The sequence below is a fragment of the Streptomyces sp. NPDC054866 genome (assembly GCF_053610745.1).
On record NZ_JBSGZA010000009.1, the window covers coordinates 135,932 to 156,380 of the forward strand.

General features: G+C 69.5%; 17 protein-coding genes. 6 read left to right on the top strand and 11 right to left on the bottom strand.

Annotated features, from left to right (window positions below; all coding sequences use genetic code 11):
* Positions 1–39 precede the first annotated feature (39 nt).
* Entirely contained in the window at positions 40–930 is an 891-nt protein-coding gene (locus tag ACWGI2_RS35355; protein WP_453699942.1) for an alpha/beta fold hydrolase, read from the top strand.
* Positions 931–1,245: 315 nt separating this feature from the next.
* Here ACWGI2_RS35355 and ACWGI2_RS35360 read toward each other — a convergent pair whose 3' ends face one another.
* The 3 genes from ACWGI2_RS35360 to ACWGI2_RS35370 form a co-directional block, all read right to left on the bottom strand.
* A complete protein-coding gene (locus ACWGI2_RS35360; protein WP_453699944.1) occupies positions 1,246–2,226 on the bottom strand; it encodes an SDR family NAD(P)-dependent oxidoreductase in 981 nt (326 codons plus the stop codon).
* Between the two features lie 55 nt (positions 2,227–2,281).
* Entirely contained in the window at positions 2,282–2,818 is a 537-nt protein-coding gene (locus ACWGI2_RS35365) for a hypothetical protein (protein ID WP_453699946.1), read from the bottom strand.
* 142 nt (positions 2,819–2,960) lie between these two features.
* Positions 2,961–3,581 carry a YceI family protein gene (locus tag ACWGI2_RS35370; protein ID WP_453699948.1) on the bottom strand — a complete coding sequence of 207 codons (621 nt, stop codon included), beginning with the start codon at positions 3,579–3,581 and terminating at the stop codon, positions 2,961–2,963.
* A gap of 375 nt (positions 3,582–3,956) precedes the next feature.
* On the opposite strand from ACWGI2_RS35370, the gene ACWGI2_RS35375 reads away from it, so the two are divergent.
* Together ACWGI2_RS35375 and ACWGI2_RS35380 are read left to right on the top strand one after the other, a co-directional pair.
* Positions 3,957–5,552 carry an acyl-CoA carboxylase subunit beta gene (locus tag ACWGI2_RS35375; RefSeq protein ID WP_453699949.1) on the top strand — a complete coding sequence of 532 codons (1,596 nt, stop codon included), beginning with the start codon at positions 3,957–3,959 and terminating at the stop codon, positions 5,550–5,552.
* A gap of 33 nt (positions 5,553–5,585) precedes the next feature.
* A complete protein-coding gene (locus ACWGI2_RS35380) occupies positions 5,586–5,783 on the top strand; it encodes an acyl-CoA carboxylase subunit epsilon (RefSeq protein ID WP_451216329.1) in 198 nt (65 codons plus the stop codon).
* 747 nt (positions 5,784–6,530) lie between these two features.
* Here the strand turns inward: ACWGI2_RS35380 and ACWGI2_RS35385 are convergent.
* The 8 genes from ACWGI2_RS35385 to ACWGI2_RS35420 form a co-directional block, all read right to left on the bottom strand.
* Positions 6,531–7,115: a GTP-binding protein gene (locus tag ACWGI2_RS35385; protein ID WP_030361923.1), complete on the bottom strand. Its 585-nt coding sequence runs from the start codon at positions 7,113–7,115 to the stop codon at positions 6,531–6,533.
* Positions 7,096–7,695 carry a DUF742 domain-containing protein gene (locus ACWGI2_RS35390; RefSeq protein ID WP_160507408.1) on the bottom strand — a complete coding sequence of 200 codons (600 nt, stop codon included), beginning with the start codon at positions 7,693–7,695 and terminating at the stop codon, positions 7,096–7,098. The genes ACWGI2_RS35385 and ACWGI2_RS35390 overlap by 20 nt, the downstream gene beginning before the upstream one ends.
* A gap of 93 nt (positions 7,696–7,788) precedes the next feature.
* On the bottom strand, positions 7,789–8,202 hold the full coding sequence (locus ACWGI2_RS35395; RefSeq protein WP_135330751.1) for a roadblock/LC7 domain-containing protein: 414 nt from the start codon (positions 8,200–8,202) through the stop codon (positions 7,789–7,791).
* Between the two features lie 10 nt (positions 8,203–8,212).
* Positions 8,213–11,401: a nitrate- and nitrite sensing domain-containing protein gene (locus ACWGI2_RS35400; RefSeq protein ID WP_453699951.1), complete on the bottom strand. Its 3,189-nt coding sequence runs from the start codon at positions 11,399–11,401 to the stop codon at positions 8,213–8,215.
* A 340-nt stretch (positions 11,402–11,741) separates the two neighbouring features.
* On the bottom strand, positions 11,742–12,323 hold the full coding sequence (locus ACWGI2_RS35405) for an ATP/GTP-binding protein (RefSeq protein WP_160507410.1): 582 nt from the start codon (positions 12,321–12,323) through the stop codon (positions 11,742–11,744).
* On the bottom strand, positions 12,304–12,708 hold the full coding sequence (locus ACWGI2_RS35410; RefSeq protein ID WP_190084712.1) for a DUF742 domain-containing protein: 405 nt from the start codon (positions 12,706–12,708) through the stop codon (positions 12,304–12,306). The genes ACWGI2_RS35405 and ACWGI2_RS35410 overlap by 20 nt, the downstream gene beginning before the upstream one ends.
* 119 nt (positions 12,709–12,827) lie before the next feature.
* Positions 12,828–13,247 carry a roadblock/LC7 domain-containing protein gene (locus ACWGI2_RS35415; protein WP_098244998.1) on the bottom strand — a complete coding sequence of 140 codons (420 nt, stop codon included), beginning with the start codon at positions 13,245–13,247 and terminating at the stop codon, positions 12,828–12,830.
* The gene (locus ACWGI2_RS35420; protein WP_453699953.1) at positions 13,248–17,111 is read right to left on the bottom strand and encodes a nitrate- and nitrite sensing domain-containing protein; all 3,864 of its coding nucleotides are present in this window, start codon (positions 17,109–17,111) and stop codon (positions 13,248–13,250) included.
* Positions 17,112–17,685: 574 nt separating this feature from the next.
* On the opposite strand from ACWGI2_RS35420, the gene ACWGI2_RS35425 reads away from it, so the two are divergent.
* The 3 genes from ACWGI2_RS35425 to gltX all read left to right on the top strand — a co-directional run bounded on the left by ACWGI2_RS35425 (position 17,686) and on the right by gltX (position 20,318).
* A complete protein-coding gene (locus tag ACWGI2_RS35425) occupies positions 17,686–17,886 on the top strand; it encodes a hypothetical protein (RefSeq protein ID WP_453700120.1) in 201 nt (66 codons plus the stop codon).
* Between the two features lie 169 nt (positions 17,887–18,055).
* Positions 18,056–18,844 carry a fumarylacetoacetate hydrolase family protein gene (locus tag ACWGI2_RS35430; RefSeq protein ID WP_453400984.1) on the top strand — a complete coding sequence of 263 codons (789 nt, stop codon included), beginning with the start codon at positions 18,056–18,058 and terminating at the stop codon, positions 18,842–18,844.
* Positions 18,837–20,318, top strand: a complete 1,482-nt coding sequence (gene gltX / locus ACWGI2_RS35435) for a glutamate--tRNA ligase (protein WP_453699954.1) — start codon at positions 18,837–18,839, stop codon at positions 20,316–20,318. The genes ACWGI2_RS35430 and gltX overlap by 8 nt, the downstream gene beginning before the upstream one ends.
* The last annotated feature ends 131 nt before the right edge of the window (positions 20,319–20,449 follow it).

Genomic DNA, 20,449 nt, shown 5'->3' on the forward strand with positions numbered 1-20,449 from the left:
CTCGTCTTTGTATGTCACGTTGCTACGGAAGGCCACCCCATGCCGCAACAGCAGTACGTCGAAGCCGCCCCCGGCGTCCGCCTGTGGACGGAGCGGCGTGGCGCGCCCGAAGCCCCCGCGCTGCTCCTTGTCATGGGCGCCCAGGCCTCCGGTCTCGGCTGGCCTGACGCCTTGGTCGACGCGCTCGCGGCCCGGCACCAGGTGATCCGCTACGACCACCGGGACACGGGACGCTCCACCTCCACCTTTGATCAACGCCCCTACCCGATAACCGACTTGGCGCGGGACGCCGTGGCGGTCCTGGACGGTCTGGGGATCGAGCGCGCCCATCTGGTGGGCATGTCCCTCGGCGGCATGCTCACCCAGCTTGTCCTGGCCGACCACCCCGAGCGCGTCCTCAGCGCCACGCTGATCGGCACATGCGCGCTCAGCGAGACCGCATACGTGGCCCCGGACGGAACCGAAGTCCCCGTCGGTGAACTCCCCGGCATCGCCCCGGAAGTCCTGGAGATGTGGTCCCGACCGGTGGAGGACAAGGGCCAGGAGGCCGAACTGGACCGGCGGGTGGAGCACTGGCGCGTCCTGAACGGCCGTCAACTCGACGTGAACGACGCGTACTTCCGTGAGATGGAGCGCCGGATCATCACCCACACCGGCACCCACGTCGCCTCGACGGCCCACGCCCGAGCCGACGACTCCCACATGCTCCGCACCGACGAACTGGCCGGCACGAAGGTCCCCACGCTCGTCATCTCCGGCCCGGCCGAGCCGGTGTTCCCGCCCCCGCATCCGCACCACTTGGCCCAGGCCATCGGCGGCGGTGCCGCGCAGGTGGTGGAGATCGCGGGCATGGGGCACGCACTGCCCCCGGCGGTGCAAGGCCCGCTGGCGGAGGCGATCCTGGCGCACACCGGCTCCGCGCGGCCCTAGCGGCGCCGTTCCGCCGCCGCATGCCACCAAGCCGGGGGTGAAGGGCCGACCGCCCTGGATGTGGGCTGGCTCGGGTGCAGGCCCAGCGGGCGGAGTGCGTCCGCCCGGACATGGAGCACGAACGAGCCGTGCCAGTGGCCGTCGGGGCCCGGGCCGCACATGTGGTCCCAGTACACCTCGTGCGGTGCGAACGGCATCCAGTCGATGCCCCGCTCACGCAGTCAAGCGCGGAGGGCGGCAAGCGGACGCGGGGCGCCGGACGTGTTCTCGTACGCGGCGATGGTGATCCACTCGTGGCGGCTCGGGGTCATGCCGTCATGATGCCAGGTCGCCCAACCCCGTGATGTCCGCGGAGAGTTGCCAGAGGCGGGCCGCTGCCTCGGGGTCCGTCGCCCATGGCTTGACGCCACCGATCAGCATGTCCTCCGTCAGGGCGGGCTCCGCGACATCGCAGTCCTGGCAGTACGCGCCGCCATGGTCGTCGAGCAGCGGTGACGTCGCCGCCCAGACCGCCGTGGCCGCGCCCTGCGCCGGGGACTTGAAACCCTGCGCGGGTGTGCCGTCGGGGGTCACCCACCCCTGCGCGACCTGTTCCTCGCGGGGGATGTGGCGTTGGAGGGGCGTGAGGATGCTGCCGGGGTGGACGGAGAAGGCACGCGGGCCGGCGCCTGCCGCGCTCAGGGAGTCGAGGTGCAGGGCGAAGAGCGCGTTCGCCGTCTTGGACTGGGCGTAGGCGAGCCAGCGGTCGTAGCCCTCGCGGAAGTGCGGGTCCGCCCAGCGGATGCCGGAGAGGAAGTGACCGGAGGAGGCAACGGATACGACGCGTGCGGCCTCGCCCCGAATCAACGCCGGGTAGAGGCGGTTGGCCAGAGCGAAGTGCCCCAGGTGATTGATCGCGAAGTGGGACTCCCACGTCCCGTCCGGGCCGACGCGGGTCTCGGGGCAGGCCATCACGCCCGCGTTGTTGATGAGGATGTCGAGGGTGCGGCGGGTGGCGAGGAAGCGGTCGGCGAAGTGCCTGACGCTGTCCTGGTCGGCCAGGTCGAGCGCCTGTACGTCCACGTGGTCCGTGCCCCGCAACGCCTCCTCGGCGATACGGGGCCTGCGCGCCGGGACGATGACATACGCGCCCGCCCGGGTGAGTGCCCGGGTGATCTCCAGGCCGAGGCCCGAGTAGCCGCCGGTGACCAGCGCCGTCCTGCCCGAGAGATCGATGCCGTCGAGCACGTCGTCCGCCGTGCTCAGCGCCCCGTACCCGCTGCCGATTTTGTGCTGAAGCTCTTGCCGTGTGGTCATGCGCGTGACGCTAGAAGCTGGACCGCGCTCTAAGGCAAGGGGTGACTCAAATGACTCAAACGCCCTGCGGAGGGGAGACGGGCCAGCTCCCCGAATGCCCCGGCGGGAGCGCCAAGTCGCGCCGCACCGCCTGGTAGTAGCCCTCGCGGGACGTGCGCTGACGCTCCAGGAGGGCGGACCAGGCGTTGGGGTCACGGATGTCCTCGCGCAGGAAGCGCTCCATCTCGATGACGGTGAGGACCCAGACCCGCGCCTTGTCCACCACGTCCGGCGTGCCGAGCATCAACAGCGCCTCACCGGCCGGATCCCGCGCGATGGCGGCCTCCGCCAGATGGGGCGCCGCTTCTTCGGGGGACAGGGGATGCGGGTGCGGGTCGTTGCCGAGGTGGGCCGCGACGCGGTAGGTGAGCGTGACCGTCTGCTTCACCACGCGGGCGTAGTCGCCGTAGACGGCGAGGCGCCGCTCCTCCCAACGGGCGGCCTGCTCCCGCTGGAAGCGGGCCCGGTCGCCACGGGTGATGGCCAGATACGAACCGAGCGCACCGACGATCACGCCTATCAGGGCGGGCAGTTGCTGTATGAACTCAGGCACGGCCGAACGCTATAGGAGGAGCAGAGGGCCCGGAGAGGTACTGGACAAGCGACCCACCCACCCGCCCCTTGGCACTACGGGGCAATCGGGTGGGTGGGAAAGCATCCGCCGCGAAGCGGCGGCACAGAAGCCCGCCCAAGGCTCAGGAGCCAGAACGAATCGCGGAAATGTCGAAGCTCAGCTTGATCTTGTCGGAGACAAGCACCCCACCCGTCTCCAGCGCCGCGTTCCACGTGAGGCCCCACTCCGAGCGGAGAATCTCCGCCTTGCCCTCGAAGCCGACCCGCTCGTTCCCGAAGGGATCCGTGGCCGAGCCGTTGAACTCAAGGTCGATAGCCAGCGGCTTGGTGGTGCCGAGGATCGTCAGGTCACCGGTGATGCGGTAGTCGTCGCCGCCCAGGGCCTCCGCCTTGGTGGAGCGGAACGTCATCTCCGGGAACTCGTCGATCTTGAAGAAGTCCGCGCTCCGCAGGTGACCGTCACGGTCGGCGCTGCCGGTGTCGATGCTCTCCATCTTCACGTCGATGGAAGCCGTCGAGCCGGACGGGTCCTTGCCGTCCAGGTGCAGCGTGCCGGCGACGTCGGTGAAGGAACCCTTGACGTTCGTGACCATGGCGTGGCGGGCGACGAAGCCGATCGACGTGTGCGAGGGGTCGATCGCGTACTCGCCGGTCAGGGCGGCCAGATCCGGGTTGACCGGGGCGGACGCCGTGGCGGGGGCGGCGGAAGTGGCGGTTTCGTTCTTGCGGCCGAAGAGACCCATGACTGCTCCTTGGGGACGAGCTGCGAGCGGGAAGCCGAGCTGCGAGCTACGGGGGATGTATCTGTTGAATGTTCAACGAGAACGACTCTAACGCGATTCAGTTCAACATTCAACCTATAGCGAAGAGTGCCGAAGCGATCACGCCCCGATGTCGCCCCTCGGTTGGCGCCACAGTCGGCATCACAGCCGACACCTGGGCGGTGTGAGGTGTCTCTCACGCGAATCTTTGTGGAAGTCCTACAGCGCGGCGCCCCTCTGAACAGTCACTTCGGGCGCACTGGAGCCACCTTCTGTTCGGGGGTGCCAGGAAAACGGGCCGGAGACTGTTCAGAGTCGACGGTCCGTTTCTATGGGCCCGCTTCGTAAGGTCACTACATGACCGTTTTGGACGACACCGCTTCTTCTCCCGACGGCGAGCCCACCGATGCGCGTGGGCGCGTGGCCGAGCTGCACGCGATCCGTGCCGAGGCGCTGCGCGGCCCCAGTGAGAAGGCGACGAAGGCCCAGCACGCGAAGGGCAAGCTGACCGCGCGTGAGCGGATCGAGCTGCTTTTGGACGCGGGGTCGTTCCAGGAGGTCGAGCAGTTGCGCCGGCACCGGGCGACCGGTTTCGGCCTGGAGGCGAAGAAGCCGTACACGGATGGTGTGATCACCGGCTGGGGCACGGTGGAGGGCCGTACGGTCTTTGTGTACGCCCACGACTTCCGCATCTTCGGCGGCGCCCTTGGCGAGGCCCACGCCACGAAGATCCACAAGATCATGGACATGGCCATCGCGGCCGGTGCCCCGCTGGTCTCCCTGAACGACGGCGCGGGCGCCCGTATCCAGGAGGGCGTCTCCGCGCTCGCCGGATACGGCGGCATCTTCCAGCGCAACACCAAGGCTTCCGGTGTCATCCCGCAGATCTCGGTGATGCTGGGCCCGTGCGCGGGCGGCGCCGCATACTCGCCCGCCCTGACGGACTTCGTCTTCATGGTCCGCGAGACCAGCCAGATGTTCATCACCGGCCCGGACGTGGTGCGTGCGGTGACCGGCGAGGAGATCTCCCAGAACGGCCTGGGCGGCGCGGACGTACACGCCGAGACGAGCGGTGTCTGCCACTTCGCGTACGACGACGAGGAGACCTGCCTCGCCGAAGTCCGCTACCTCATCTCGATGCTGCCCTCGAACAACCGCGAAAACCCCCCGACCCACGACTCGGACGACCCGGCGGACCGCCGTTCGGACGTCCTGCTCGACCTGGTTCCGGCGGACGGCAACCGTCCGTACGACATGGCCAAGGTGATCGAGGAGCTCGTCGACGACGGCGACTTCCTGGAGGTCCACGAGCGCTGGGCGCGCAACATCATCTGCGCCCTGGCCCGCCTGGACGGCAAGGTCGTCGGCATCGTCGCCAACCAGCCGCAGTCCCTGGCCGGGGTCCTGGACATCGAGGCCTCCGAGAAGGCGGCCCGCTTCGTCCAGATGTGCGACGCCTTCAACATCCCGATCATCACGCTCCTCGACGTGCCCGGCTTCCTGCCGGGCGTGGACCAGGAGCACGGCGGGATCATCCGGCACGGCGCGAAGCTCCTGTACGCGTACTGCAACGCCACCGTGCCCCGGATCTCGCTGATCCTGCGCAAGGCGTACGGCGGCGCGTACATCGTCATGGACAGCCAGTCCATCGGCGCCGACCTGACCTATGCCTGGCCGACGAACGAGATCGCGGTGATGGGCGCCGAGGGCGCCGCCAACGTCATCTTCCGCCGGCAGATCGCGGCGGCCGAGGATCCCGAGGCCATGCGGCAGAAGATGGTCAAGGAGTACAAGGCCGAGCTGATGCATCCCTACTACGCCGCGGAGCGAGGCCTGGTCGACGACGTCATCGACCCCGCCGGCACCCGCGAGGTGCTCATCAGCTCCCTCGCGATGCTCCGCAACAAGCACGCAGATCTGCCGTCGCGCAAGCACGGCAATCCCCCGCAGTAATTCCTGCAGTAGCCCACAAGGAGAACGCTGCACATGAACACTCCCGACATCCGCGTCGAGAAGGGCCACGCCGAGCCCGAAGAGGTCGCCGCCATCACGGCGATCCTGCTGGCCCGTAGCGCCGCCGCCACCGCGCAGGCCCCCACGCCCCGCCGAGGCCGCGACAAGGCCGGCTGGCGCCGCCTGGAGCGCACCCCGGGCTTCCGAGCCCCCCACAGCTGGCAGGGCTAGCCCCTCCGCCCCACGGCACCCAACAGGGCCCCGCACCAACTTCTGGCGCGGGGCCCTGCGGCATCCCCCCACCACGGCTTCACGGCACCCCGCATCGGCCCCTGCCGGTACGAACCTCCCACCCGTTCACCCCGCATCCGCCCCTGACCGAACGGGCCTTCCCTCCCGCCCGCCCGTTCACCCCGCATCCGGTTCTGGCCGAACGGGCCTTCCCTCCCGCCCGCCCGTTCACCCCGCATCCGCCCCTGGGCGAACGGGCCTCCCCGCCCACCCGCCCGTTCACCCCGCAGGGCAATCGGGTGGGAGGGTGGGAAAGGCCTGTTCGCTCAGGGGCGGATGCCGGGCAATCGGGCGGGTGGGCGGGAGAGATCCGCCGCGCAGCGGCGGCCAACCCCGTACGCGCCCGCAGGCAAAGACGATGGACCCCGCACCCCCTGAGGGTGCGAGGCCCATCCTCGTACAGGTAAAGACGTCGGACCCCGCACCCCCTGAGGATGCGAGGCCCATCCACGTACACGTAAAGACGTCGGACCCCGCACCCCTGAGGGTGCGAGGCCCATCCACGTACTGGCAAAGGCGTCGGGCCCCGCACCCCCCTGAGGATGCGAGGCCCATCCACGCACAGGTAAAGGCGCCCGGCCCCGCGCCCCCCCGAGGATGCGAGGCCCAGCCACGTACAGAGGTAAAGACGCCAGGCCCCGCACCCACCTGAGAGTGCGAGGCCCAGCGGCGCGAAGGTAAGGACCGCTAACGCAGCCGCGCCATCAGCGCGTGTTCCACCAGCGTGATCAGAGCGCTCTTCGCGTCCGCACGGTGACGGGCGTCCGTCGTGATGATCGGGGTGTCCGGGCCGATCTGCAGCGCCTCGCGCACCTCGTCCGGCGTGTACGGCTGGTGGCCGTCGAAGCCGTTGAGGGCGATGACGAAGGGCAGGCCCGAGTTCTCGAAGTAGTCGACCGCGGGGAAGCAGTCGGCGAGGCGGCGGGTGTCGACAAGGACCACCGCGCCGATCGCGCCGCGGACCAAGTCGTCCCACATGAACCAGAAGCGGTCCTGCCCCGGCGTACCGAAGAGGTACAGGATCAGGTCCTGGTCCAGGGTGATGCGGCCGAAGTCCATGGCGACGGTCGTCGTCGTCTTGTCCCCGGTGTGGGTGAGGTCGTCGATGCCCGCCGACGCGGACGTCATGACGGCCTCGGTGCGCAGCGGGTTGATCTCAGAGACCGCCCCGACGAACGTGGTCTTGCCCACGCCGAAGCCGCCCGCCACCACGATTTTCGCGGAAGTGGTGGAGCGGGCTGTTGCTCCGCCGCTAGAGCTTGCGAAGTCCACTGAGCACCCTTTCGAGCAGTGTCACGTCTGGCTGGCCGCCGGCGGACTCGTCGCCGCCCGGCTGATGGATGGCGACAAGTCCGGCCTCCGCCAGGTCGGCTACGAGGATCCGGGCGACGCCGAGAGGAATGGTGAGCAGTGCCGAGATCTCGGCCACTGACTTGATTTCACGGCACAAGTTGCAGATGCGCTGATGCTCGGGCAACTGGCCCTGCAACTGGTGCGGTTGGGCGGTGGTGTGCACCAGCGCCTCGATGGCGAGCTGGTAGCGGGGCCTGGTGCGGCCGCCCGTCATGGCGTACGGGCGCACCAGGGGGTTGCTCGCAGCACCGGCGGGCGCCGGTTCCGGGGCGCGTCGCTGTGGTTGCACTGGCTGGATCCTGGGGGTGTGAGGCTGCTCGTACGGGCTCTGGCGGGGGCCCGGCTGCTGCGGCTGCTGGTAGGGCCTGCGGTGCTGGCTGGGCGCGGAGGGGAAGTTGTAACGGTTGGGCGCCCCGTCGTGCGGTCCCTGCCCCTGGCCGTGACCAGGCGACCAGTTGGCCGATGACGAACCGTCCGGGGGTGTTCCTGAGCCTGCCACGTACTCCTCCTCCGACTGTGCCGGGCACCATCATTCTGGAGCCGCGTCCCGAAACCTTACGGCCACGGGACGCGAAAACGCACCGTACGTCTACTAGTTGAGAAGGCTCCCCTGCAGCTCCGCACGCAGGTCGGGCGTGAGCACGGTCCCCGCACGGTCGACAAGAAGTGCCATCTCGTACCCAATGAGACCGATGTCCGCATCGGGGTGGGCGAGGACAGCCAGCGAGGAACCGTCGGAGATGGACATGAGGAAGAGAAATCCTCGCTCCATCTCCACAACGGTCTGGGTCACGGAACCGCCCTCGAAGATCCGGGAGGCCCCGGCGGTGAGGGAGGTCAGACCGGATGCGACGGCCGCCAGCTGGTCGGCCCGGTCGCGGGGGAAGCCTTCGGACATCGCCAGAAGGAGTCCGTCGGCGGAGACCACCACCGTGTGGGACACCCCAGGGGTGTTGTCCACGAAGTTGGTGATCAACCAGTTCAGGTTCTGCGCCGCCTGGCTCATCGGGCTCACACTAACGCTCCTGGTTGTAGGTGCTGTCAGGACCACTGTGCTGATTCCTAGTGGCCTGGCCATTCGTGGTGTCACTGCCTGCGCTGCGTCCCCGCTGGACGCCGCGGCGCAGGTTGCTCAGCCGACCCCGAACGTCCTCGGGGTCGCGGGAGACCTGAGGGCCGCCCTGTGGGGTCTGTTCCGCCGTGCCCTCGACCAGATTGGCCTTGGGCACCCGCTTCGGGAGACCGGACGGGGTGACGCCACCCGCCTTCGGCTCCTTCAGGGACTCGGCGCGCTGCCAGCGGTCGTCGTTGGACGTACGCCAGTTGCTGTCGTCGTTGTTGCCGAACGCGTCGCCGGTGGGGGCCGGGACCGGGGCACTACCGTTTCCGGTGGCGCCGCGGCGCGGGAGACCCGCAGCGGTCGTGTCGTGGACAGCGGACGGAGCCGGCCCGGGACGGTCGAAGCCTACGCGCTCGGCGCCGTTCGCGGGAGCCGCCGGACCAGATTCCGCTTCCGGAGAGTACTCGGCCTGATACGAGCCCGAGTTGTTCTCATATCCGTCACGCGTCGGCCAGTCGTCCTGGTGAGAGCGGTCCGGGTACGCCACGAAGGGCTCGGACACGGCACCCGTACGAGCGGCGTGATCGTCGTGACCGGCCTCCGTATAGGGGGCGTCCTGGTAGCCGTCCTGCGCCGGGTAGTACGCGTCGTCGTACGCGGGCTGCGCGGCCTGACCCTGGTTGTACTCGTCGTACACCGGGGCCTGCTGGTCGTACGCGGGGTCGTAACCGCCCTGCTGCTGGTCGAAGCCCTGCTGCGGGTCCACCTCGTCGCGGAAGAGCGGACGGCCGTCACCGGACTGCGCCTGCGCCTCCAGGGCGGCACGCCGCTCCTCACGCATCAGCGAACGGCCCACGGGGTCGAGGTCCGGGGACTCGACGGCGTCGCTGTTGTAGCGGCTGTCGTCGAAGCCCAGCTCGGCCGCCGTACGCATCGGCTGGTGGTTGAAGGCGGACTGCTCCGGAGCCTGCTGCTCCGGCATGATCGAGGAGACCGTGAACTCGGACTCGGGCAGCTGGTGTTCGCCGCCGCCACCGTGCGTGATCCCGTCCGGGAGCATGACGAGCGAGGTCGTGCCCGCCTGCTCGCCCGAGGGGCGCAGCTGGACGCGGATGCCGTGCCGGTCGGAGAGCCGGCCGACCACGAACAGACCCATGCGCTGGGAGATCGCGGCGTCCACCGTCGGCGGGTTGGCCAGCTTGTGGTTGATGTCCGCGAAGTCCTCGGCGGTGAGGCCGATGCCCTTGTCGTGGATCTCGACCATGACGCGGCCGTCGGGAAGACGGGTCGCGGTGACGCGGACCTTGGTCTGCGGCGAGGAGAACGTGGTGGCGTTCTCCAGGAGCTCGGCGAGCAGGTGCACGAGGTCGGTCACGGCGAGACCGTGGATCTCGGCCTCGGGGACGCCGGAGAGCTCGATGCGCTCGTACTGCTCCACCTCGGAGGAGGCGGCGCGCAGCACGTCGACCAGCGGGACCGGCTGGTCCCAGCGGCGGCCGGGCTCCTCGCCGGAGAGGACCAGGAGGTTCTCGCCGTTGCGTCGCATACGGGTCGCCAGGTGGTCCAGGCGGAAGAGGCTCTCCAGCTGGTCCGGGTCGGCCTCGTTGTTCTCCAGGTCGGTGATGAGGGTCAGCTGGCCCTCGATCAGGGACTGGTTGCGGCGCGAGAGGTTGGTGAAGATCGCGTTGATGTTGCCACGGAGCAGGGCCTGCTCGGCGGCGAGCCGGACGGCCTCGCGGTGCACCTGGTCGAAGGCGCGGGCGACCTCGCCGATCTCGTCCGTGGAGGAGATCGGGATGGGCTGTACGCGGGTGTCGACGCGACCGGGGTCGGTGCGCGAGAGCTGGTCGACCAGCATCGGCAGACGCTGCTCGGCGATGCCGAAGGCGGCCGTACGCAGCTGGCGCATCGCCTTGGACATCTGGCGGGCCATCATCCCGGCCAGGATGAAGGCGGCGAGCAGGGCGATCACGACGATGGCGCCGGTGATGTAGGCGTTGCGCTGGGCGTTGGACGCGATGTCCGAGGCCTCGGTCACTGCCTTGTCGGCGAGGTCGGACTCGATGGTCCGGTACGCGTCGAACTTGGCGGACGTGGTGGCCCACCAGGCTTCCTTGGTGACGCCCTTGCCTGCGAGCTCCACGCGGGCGCTGGGCTGCGTGCTCGGCAGCGTCGCCATGGCCGAGACCATGTCCTCGGGGGACGGCGGCGGGACGAACGTCTTGCCCTGGGCCTTCGCGTCCGCGGCGGCCTGCTTGGCCTGCTTCTCGCCGTCCGCCTTCAGCTTCTTCTTGGCGGCTTCGAGCTTGGCGACGTCCTCGGGGGTGCCACCGCCCGTGTACTCCTCGATGGCGATGCCCTCGAGGTAGGCGTACGAGGAGAGCGCGACCTTCTGCTTGCCGAAGCTGCTCGCGGTCGGGCCGGGCTTGACCAGCAGGTGCATGCCGATGGAGCGCTCGAGGGAGAGCGCGGCCTTGGTCAGCGAGATGGCGTAGACCGTGCGGCCGTAGCTGGTGATGTTTCCGGTGCCCAGACCGAGTTCGTTGGCGAACTCCATCAGGGGGTGCTGGATGGCGACGTAGCCCTCTTCGGTCTGCGCGCCGGAGAGCTTGGAGGTGTACGCGGCCTGGCGAAGCGACTGGAGGCCCGGCTCCACCTTGTGGAAGCCGTCGAGGCGGCGCTTGAGGCCTTCCTTCTGCGGCATGTTCTCGGCGGCGGCGTCGAACTCGTCACCGGCCTTGTCGGTGGCCTTGCGGGCCTTCACGACGGCCGGGTTGTTCTTGTCGCCGCGCAGCAGCGGGGCGGCGGAGATGTCGCGCTCTTCGATGAGGCGGTTGCCGTAGTTCAGCGACGCCTGCACGAGGCGCGCCGTGTTCTCGGCGTCCTGGGCCTCGCTCCAGGTGTCGATCGATCCCTTGACCTGGAAGCCGCCCATGACGAGGCCGACGAGCACGGGTATCAGGAGGATCGCGTTCAGGCGGGTCGGCACGCGCCAGTTGCGCGGGGACATTCTGCCGCCGGTGGGCGCCGGCGGCTCCATGCCCTGCACATCGGTGGGGGACGCCGCTGTGCGCGGCGGCGGGGTGAAGTTGCCCCGCGTGTCCCGCGTATGCGGCGGTGCGGGGCTCGTCTTGCTTCGCCTCACTCGACCAACAACCTCTCGGCGGCGGGACCTACACCGGTCCCGCTGTCGTCTCCAAGGCCCGTGCTACTGGGCAGTTCAGCGCATTCCAGCACGTCAGGGGGTCCTCTACCAAACAGTGGGAAGCGCAAGTTCCGAGTGGTGTAAGCCTCAGATAAAACGGTCAAATAGAGCGAGCCCCGCCAAAAGGCGGGGCTCTTGTGCGCACAGCGACACCGGACGACCGCGACGCGTGGCGGCGCCCGGCGAATTCTCTGTCGAAACGTTATGAACAGAGCGGTCATCCGTGTCAAAGGACACAGACCGCTCTGTGGAATCTACGGCAACTGCCGTACTGCCTCGTCTACTTGAGTCGTGCCATAAGTGCGTGCTCGACCAGCGTGATCAGGCCGCTCTTTGCGTCCGCACGGTGTCGCGCGTCGGTGGTGATGATCGGCGTGTTGGGACCGATCTGGAGAGCTTCGCGCACTTCATCGGGGGTGTACGGCTGGTGGCCGTCGAAGCCGTTGAGCGCGATGACGAAGGGCAGACCGCTGTTCTCGAAGTAGTCGACGGCCGGAAAGCAGTCGGCGAGACGGCGGGTGTCGACGAGCACCACGGCGCCGATGGCGCCGCGTACGAGGTCGTCCCACATGAACCAGAAGCGGTCCTGCCCCGGCGTACCGAAGAGGTACAGGATCAGGTCCTGGTCCAGGGTGATGCGGCCGAAGTCCATGGCCACCGTGGTGGTGGTCTTGTCCCCGGTGTGGGTGAGGTCGTCGATGCCCGCGGAAGCGGACGTCATGACGGCCTCGGTGCGCAGCGGGTTGATCTCGGAGACCGCGCCCACGAACGTGGTCTTGCCGACGCCGAAGCCGCCCGCCACCACGATCTTCGCGCTGGTGGTGGAGCGGCCTCCGCCGCTGCTAGAGCTTGCGAAGTCCACTGAGCACCCTTTCGAGCAGTGTCACGTCTGGCTGGCCGCCGGCGTTCTCGTCGCCGCCGGGCTGGTGAATGGCGACGAGCCCGGCCTCGGCCAGGTCGGCCACGAGGATCCGGGCAACGCCGAGCGGCATGGAGAGCAGAGCCGACACCTCGGCCACCGACTTGACCTCGCGGCAGAGGTGGCAGATGCGCTGGTGCTCGGGGAGCAGTCCCATCAGCTGGGCCGGGTCGGCCGTGGTGCTCACCAGCGCCTCTATCGCGAGCTGGTAGCGGGGCCGTGTCCGGCCGCCGGTCATCGCGTAAGGACGCACCAGCGGCTGGTCGCCTTCAATGCCGTACGACGCGTGAGAGCCGTACGGATCGTGAGAGGCGTTGGGCGGGGTCATGGATCCTCCGGGCGGGACAGCAGGTGGTCTGCGTGCCGTCTGATAGAGCCGGTGGGGGGCACCAGGTTGGCCGGACGGTGGTCAGTACGTTCGGTCGGTGGGGCGGCCGATGAGGAAAGTCAGTGCAGCAGGCTGCCCTGCAGTTCGGCGCGGAGGTCCGGGGTGAGGACGGCGCCCGCGCGGTCCACGAGGAGCGCCATCTCGTATCCGACAAGGCCGATGTCGCACTCGGGGTGCGCGAGCACGGCCAGGGACGAACCGTCGGAGACCGACATGAGGAAAAGGAACCCCCGCTCCATTTCCACCACGGTCTGGGTGACGGCGCCGCCCTCGAAGATCCGCGAGGCCCCGGCGGTGAGGGAGGTCAGACCCGACGCGACCGCGGCCAGCTGGTCGGCGCGGTCACGCGGGAAGCCCTCGGACATCGCCAGAAGCAGGCCGTCGGCGGAGACCACGACGGTGTGGGACACCCCGGGGGTGTTGTCCACGAAGTTCGTGATCAACCAGTTCAGATTCTGTGCCGCCTGGCTCGGACTCAACTAACGCTCCTGCTGGTGAGTGGGGAAGCTGCCGGTCTGGCCGGTACCGGCCTGGCGACCCTGCTGGATGCCCCGACGGAGATTCGTCAGCCGGCCGCGCACGTCGTCGGGCGCACGCGAGACCTGCGGACCTGTGCTGTCCTGCTGCTGCTGTGCGGTGCCCGCGACGAGGTTGGCTCGCGGTACGCGGCGCGGCAGGCCGGAAGTGGTGACGCCACCGGCGGACGGCTGCCGGACGCGCTCGGCCTGGCGGCCAAGCTCGTCGTTGGGCGAGGTGCGCCAGGAGGCGGCGCTGCCGTTCGTGACGTTGCCGCCGTTCCCGCCGCCGGTGCCGTTGGTGGCGGGGGCCGGGCGCTGGGGCGCGGCCGGGTTCTGCGGCTGCTGTGCCTGCGGCCTCTGAGCCTGCGGCCTCGACGGGAGGGGCGAGGAGGGCGACGAGGCCTGCGGGCGCTGCGGCCGCTGGGGCTGCTGCTGCTCGGGGGCGCTGCCCTGGGGCGGCTGGTGCCCTTGCTGCTGCTGTTGCTGTTGCTGCTGGAACCAGTTGGTCTCCAGCGTGTCGAACAGCGGGGTACGGCCGTCACCGGGACCGGCGGGCGGCAGACCCTCCGGCTGTACGGGCTGCTGCTGTACGGGCTGCTGGGGCTGGGAGGGCTGCTGCGGCGAGGGCTGCTGCGGAACCGGCGGGAGGCCCTGCTGCCCCTGGCCCTGGCTCTGAGCCGGGCCCTGGCCACGCCCAGGCGCGTCGCCCGCGTCACCACGGCCACCGCGCTGCTGCGGGGCACCGGCACCGGGCGTACCGCCGTTGTAGCCGGGGGCGCTGGTGCCGGGACGCTGGAACTGACCCGTACCGGAGGACGAGGAGGAGTCCTGGCCGCCGAAGACGTCCGGGCGGACGAACTGCCCGGTGCCCTGCTGGCCCTGGCCACCCTGCTGCGGTGAACCCGTACCGGGCGGCGGCCCGTTGAAGTCCGGCCGCGCGAACTCGGCGGTCGAACCGGGGCCCTGCGCGGAGGCGCCGGCCGCGGGGTGCGGGAACTGTCCGGTGGACTCCGGCTCCTCGTGCCCACGCGGGGTGTCGAACGGCTCCCGCGAGATCTGCGGCTGCGCGTTCTCGTCACTCCAACTGGGCACGCGCGGCTGCGGGTTGCCCCCGGGAAGCTCGGCACGCGGACCACCGCGCGGCGGCAGCTGCGGCCTGCGCCCCTGGCCCCCGGCGTCGTTCGCGGGACCGGAGGGGTTCGCGGACCCTGCGGGGTTCACCGGGTTCGTACGCTGCTGAGGCACCGGAGGCTGCGGCGCGGAAGCCTGACCGCGGCCACCGCCCTGTCCGCCTTGCCCGCCCCCGAAGAGGCTGCCACCGGTACCGGCCGCGGCGCCCTGCCCGGGCTGTCCCTGCCGGGGAGGCTGCTGACCGGAAGGACCGGAAGGACCTGAAGCACCCGCCGGAGCGGACGGCGAACCGGCACGCGGCCCCCCGTCACGCGAAGGCAGCGCGGCCCGCGGCCCCGAGCCCGTGACCTGACCGCGAGGCGGACCGGCACCGAGCCTGCCCTGGGAACCCGCGGGACCCGAGCCGGGCGCACCGTTGCCGCCACCGTTCCCGGCGCCGACTCCGCGACGCGCGGCAGCGGCACCCGCCGAGGCCTGCGCGGCGACGGGGCCACCGCTCTGGCCGGGGGCGGGCGCACCGGGCTTGTTCGGCGCCTTCTTGCCGCCCTGGGCGACATCGATGGGCAGCATGACGAGCGCGGTCGTGCCGCCGGAGTCCGAAGGACGGAGCTGGATACGGATGCCGTGACGCTGCGACAGACGGCCGACCACGAACAGACCCATGCGGCGCGAGACCGAGACGTCCACGGTGGGCGGCGACGCGAGCCGCTCGTTGATCGCGGCGAGGTCCTCGGGGGAGAGGCCGATTCCCGTGTCGTGGATCTCGATCAGCACACGCCCGTCGGGCAGCGCGTGACCGGTGACCTTGACCTTGGTCTGCGGCGAGGAGAACGACGTCGCGTTCTCCAGGAGCTCGGCGAGCAGGTGCACGAGGTCGTTGACCACGCGTCCGGCGACCTCGGTCGTCGGGACCGCGGAGAGTTCGATGCGCTCGTACTGCTCCACCTCGGACGCGGCGGCACGCAGCACGTCGACGAGCGGGACGGGCCGGGTCCAGCGACGGCCGGGCTCTTCACCGGCGAGAACGAGGAGGTTCTCACCGTTACGGCGCATGCGGGTCGCGAGGTGGTCGAGCTTGAAGAGTGAGGAGAGCTGGTCGGGGTCGGCCTCGCGCGACTCCAGCTCGGAGATGAGCGAGAGCTGGCGCTGGATAAGACCCTGGGAGCGGCGCGAGAGGTTGGTGAACATCGCGTTGACGTTGCCTCGCAGCAACGCCTGCTCGGCGGCGAGGCGGACGGCCTCGCGGTGCACGTCGTCGAAGGCCGCGGCCACCTGGCCGATCTCGTCCCTGGAGTGCACACCGACGGACTCGACGGAGGTGTCGACGTCCTGCGGGTCGGCCTCGGAGAGCTGCTTGACGAGCTCGGGCAGGCGGTCCTGGGCGACCTTGGTCGCGGTGTCCTGGAGGCGCCGCAGCGAGCGGATCATGGACCGGGCCACGACGAAGGCGCCGACGAGCGAGACACCGAGGACGAGCAGGATCAGCGCACCGTTGAGGATGGCCGCCTGCTCGGACTCGTTGCGCAGCTCGCGGGCCTTCTGCTCCATCTCGTTGAGCAGCGTGAGCTCGATCTTGGACATCGCGTCGATCTTGGTGGTGTCGTTGTCGACCCAGTCCTTGTACGAGCGCTTGTCCTGGAGCTTGATGCCGCCCTCCTGCTCAAGCACACGCTTGGCGTAGGAGTCGGCGCCCTTGATGGAGGAGTTGCCGCCGTCGATGGGCTTGGTGAGCTCGTCGGGATTGCCCGCGTAGATGCCCTTGAAGGCGTCCAGCTGGGAGTTCTCCTTGTCGAGCGCGGAGAAGCCGTAGCGCCGGTCCGTCTCGGAGATCTTGCCGAAGGAGGCGTCGCCCGCCGGAAGCGCCGCCGCGATGATGGCGCGCTGCACCGACGCGTACTCCTTGGCGGAGGAGAACGCCGTCAGGGCGCGGGTGCGCTGGATCATGTCCGGGTTACTGGTCGCCTGCGCCATGTCCGAGGACAGAGAGAGCAGCTGCTCGATGAGCTGGCTGTAGGCGTCGACCGTCTGGGAGGTGGAGCTCGGGTCGTCGTAGGCGTCCTTGCGGACCCTGTTGATCTGCTGGAGCTGCTGGGTGATCTCGACAGTGTTGGCCCGGACGCCGAGGAGGCCCTTGTCGCCGTCGGTGTTGTCGAGGTCCTGCGTCTCCTGCAAGAAGCGGTTGTAGGCGCGGTCGGTCTTCTGCCGGGCGCCCTTGACCACGTAGTCCGAGGAGTTCGCGCCGTGCGCGAGGGGGCCTGCCGAGCGGTCGCGCTCCTCCTGGAGCGCGGAGGCCAGCTCGGTGGCGCGCTTGGTCATGTCGGTCAGCAGCTTCATGTTGTTGAGCTGCTGGATCTCGTCCATGGACTCGTTGATACGGAGCGCGCCCAGGGAGGTCGCTGTGATCACGGGGAGCGCGAGCAGCGAGACGAGGCGGGTGGAGATGCGCCAGTTGCGCAGGGCTATTCGCGAGCCGGGTCCTGTGGGCGACTTCACGGTGCCCGTCGTACTGCCCGATGACGCACCGGCGGTGGGCAGACTCACCCCGCCGGCTCCGCGCACGGCTCCGGGGCCGTTGTCGCCGGACGGTACCTGCCCGGGGTTCTGGGCGTGCTGGGCCGAGGAGCCGCGGTCGGTCCCGCCGCGCTCCGGCTCCGCCGCAGCGCTGCTGCCATCCCTCTTGAAACGTCCCTGCACTAGCGTCGCAACCTCTGGACCAGGCGTCCCTCCGCACAAACGGCGGGACGGTGTCGGCGTCGTGGGGCGCAGAGCGCCCCATGGTGGTCGTGAGTGACCGGCGCTGCTCCCCTTTCCCGCCGCCACTCGGCGCTGCGTTGCGCCCCTGCGCGCCGGTTCGATCCCGCGGCGGTCCCGGGAATTCCAGCACAGTGCAGGATCTCCAACAAGGCCCCTGTGTCGCGCCGCGACCTCCGTGACTGGGCGTGAGTGACGCGTCACGAGACGTAGAAAGTGATCCAGGGCAAAACGGGCGATTGGGCCCAAGAAAGCTCTGGGTGAGGGGTGTCCCAGTCTTCATGATCGGGAGCGGAATGATGGCTTCAGTGGCGCAATGTCCGATTCCAACAAGGCCTACACGAGCCTGAATTGACCCTTTTGCCCGCTCGCTCGTGAGCAAACTCACATGAAGATCAAGGCCTCATCCGGGCTTTGGGCGGGAATTGGATGTTTAGCCTGACGCTTTACAGGGATGGCGAATCCGACAACCCGCGTCCCCCGTACGACACCTCAACTGACAGGGCCCGAACAGCAGATGAAGACTGTGAAGTCGGCGATGTTCCGCAACATAGCCAACCCGCGCCGCACCACCCTCGCCCACCTCACGGACGCACAGGAGGTCGCCCCGGCCGCCGAGCAGCCGGACCACGCGACGGAACTGCCGACGGTGACGGCCAACCCGAAGCGAACGATCCTGATGGACGCGCCGGAGGAGTTCAGCCCGTCGGCGGCCTGAGGATCCGGCGCGACGGCAGCTGCGGGGAATCAAGCCCGTCCGGCGATTGAGGACGAGCGCTCGGGCGCGATCGACGGAGGGCGAAGCCGCGGGGTCACGGGAGGCTTGGCGGCACACGGCCACGTTAGCCTGGGGGGTCAGACTCTCCCTCCAGCAAAGGGCACCGCTCTTGCGCATCGCCAGGTTCTCCATCGACGGCAACGTCGCCTTCGGCGCGGTCGAGGGTGAAAGCCCTCCCGGAACGACCGATGGGCTCGTCCTCGACATCATCAAGGGCATCCCGTTCGCGGACTTCGAGCTCTCCGGCACGAAGGTCCCGCTGAGCAAGGTCAGGCTGCTGCCTCCGGTGCTCCCCAACAAGGTCGTGGGCATCGGCCGCAACTACGCGGACCACGCGGCGGAACTCGGCAACGAGGTCCCGGACGTCCCCGTCGCCTTCTTCAAGCCGTCCACCTCGGTGATCGGCCCCGGCGACGCCATCGCGTACCCCTCCTTCTCGCAGGAGGTGCACTACGAGGCCGAGCTTGCCGTGGTCATCGGCCGCATGTGCCGCGAGGTCCCGCGCGAGCGCGCCCGTGATGTCATCCTCGGCTACACCTGCGCGAACGACGTCACCGCGCGTGACGTGCAGAAGCGCGAGAAGCAGTGGGCAAGGGCCAAGGGCTTCGACAGCTCCTGCCCGCTCGGCCCCTGGGTGGAGACCGACCTCGACCCCTCCGACCTCACCATCCAGTGCACGGTCAACGGCGAACAGCGCCAGCTGGGGCGTACGGCCGAGATGGTCCGCTCCATCGAGGACCTGATCGTGCACATCTCCGAGGCCATGACGCTGCTCCCGGGCGACGTCATCCTCACGGGCACCCCGGCAGGCGTCGGGCCCCTCAACGTCGGCGACGAGGTCGCCGTCACCATCGAAGGCATCGGCACTCTCACCAACAAGGTGATCAAGCGTGGCTAACGCGACCCCCGTACGCGTACGGTTCTGTCCCTCGCCGACCGGCAACCCCCACGTGGGCCTGGTCCGCACCGCTCTCTTCAACTGGGCCTACGCCCGGCACAACGAGGGCTTCCTGGTCTTCCGCATCGAGGACACCGACGCGGCTCGCGACTCGGAGGAGTCGTACGAGCAGCTGCTCGACTCGATGCGCTGGCTGGGCTTCGACTGGGACGAGGGCCCCGAGGTCGGCGGCCCGCACGCGCCGTACCGCCAGTCGCAGCGCATGGACATCTACCAGGACGTCGCCAAGAAGCTCCTGGACGCCGGCCGCGCGTACTACTGCTACTGCTCCACGGAGGAGCTGGACGAGCGCCGCGAGGCCGCCCGCGCCGCCGGCAAGCCGTCCGGCTACGACGGCCACTGCCGCGACCTCACGACCGAGCAGCGTGCCGCGTACGAGACGGAGGGCCGCAAGCCCATCGTCCGCTTCCGTATGCCCGACGAGACGATCACGTTCACGGACCTGGTCCGCGGCGAGATCACGTACCAGCCGGAGAACGTCCCGGACTACGGCATCGTCCGCGCCAACGGAGCACCGCTCTACACCCTGGTGAACCCGGTCGACGACGCCCTGATGGAGATCACCCACGTCCTGCGCGGCGAGGACCTGCTCTCCTCGACCCCGCGCCAGATCGCCCTCTACAAGGCGCTGACCGACTTGGGCATCGCCAAGGTGACCCCGGCCTTCGGCCACCTCCCGTACGTGATGGGTGAGGGCAACAAGAAGCTGAGCAAGCGCGACCCCCAGGCTTCGCTCAACCTCTACCGCGAGCGCGGCTTCCTCCCCGAGGGCCTGCTGAACTACCTGTCCCTCCTGGGCTGGTCGTTCTCCGCGGACCAGGACGTCTTCTCGATCCCGGACATGGTCGCCAAGTTCGACCTCGCGGACGTGAACGCCAACCCGGCCCGCTTCGACCTGAAGAAGGCCGAGGCGATCAACGCCGACCACATCCGCATGCTGGACGTGAAGGCGTTCGCGGCGGCCTGCGAGCCGTGGCTGAAGGCCCCGCACGCCAACTGGGCCCCCGAGAGCTTCGACCAGGCGGCCTGGGAGGCCATCGCGCCTCACGCCCAGACCCGCATCAAGGTCCTCTCGGAGATCACGGAGAACGTGGACTTCCTCTTCCTCGACAAGCCCGTCGAGGACGAGGCCTCCTGGACGAAGGCCATGGGCAAGGGCGACCCGGCCGCCCTCCTGACGACGGCCCGCGCCAAGCTCGACGCCGCCGACTGGACCTCTCCCGAGTCCCTCAAGGAAGCCGTCCTGGCCGCCGGCGAGGAGCACGGCCTGAAGCTCGGCAAGGCCCAGGCCCCGGTCCGCGTAGCGGTCACCGGCCGCACGGTCGGCCTGCCCCTCTTCGAGTCCCTGGAGATCCTGGGCAAGGAGAAGTCACTGACCCGCATCGACACGGCCCTGGCGAAGCTGGCCGAATAGGCCCCGGACATGCGACGGGGGGGGGGCGCGGGACGGGGGGCGGGCCCCGGCGGGGGGGCGGGGGGGGCGGGCCGGAGGGGCCCGGGGGGAAGTGAGGGGGGTTTAAAAAAAAAAAGCGGGCCACCACAGGT

What these genes read in the sequence shown, in the direction of transcription:
- ACWGI2_RS35355 (WP_453699942.1), top strand. Translation starts at nt 40, where the DNA reads ATGCCGCAACAGCAGTACGTCGAAGCCGCCCCCGGCGTCCGCCTGTGG.
- ACWGI2_RS35360 (WP_453699944.1), bottom strand. Translation starts at nt 2,226, where the DNA reads ATGACCACACGGCAAGAGCTTCAGCACAAAATCGGCAGCGGGTACGGG.
- ACWGI2_RS35370 (WP_453699948.1), bottom strand. Translation starts at nt 3,581, where the DNA reads ATGGGTCTCTTCGGCCGCAAGAACGAAACCGCCACTTCCGCCGCCCCC.
- ACWGI2_RS35375 (WP_453699949.1), top strand. Translation starts at nt 3,957, where the DNA reads ATGACCGTTTTGGACGACACCGCTTCTTCTCCCGACGGCGAGCCCACC.
- ACWGI2_RS35380 (WP_451216329.1), top strand. Translation starts at nt 5,586, where the DNA reads ATGAACACTCCCGACATCCGCGTCGAGAAGGGCCACGCCGAGCCCGAA.
- ACWGI2_RS35395 (WP_135330751.1), bottom strand. Translation starts at nt 8,202, where the DNA reads ATGAGCCAGGCGGCGCAGAACCTGAACTGGTTGATCACCAACTTCGTG.
- ACWGI2_RS35410 (WP_190084712.1), bottom strand. Translation starts at nt 12,708, where the DNA reads ATGACCCCGCCCAACGCCTCTCACGATCCGTACGGCTCTCACGCGTCG.
- ACWGI2_RS35425 (WP_453700120.1), top strand. Translation starts at nt 17,686, where the DNA reads ATGAAGACTGTGAAGTCGGCGATGTTCCGCAACATAGCCAACCCGCGC.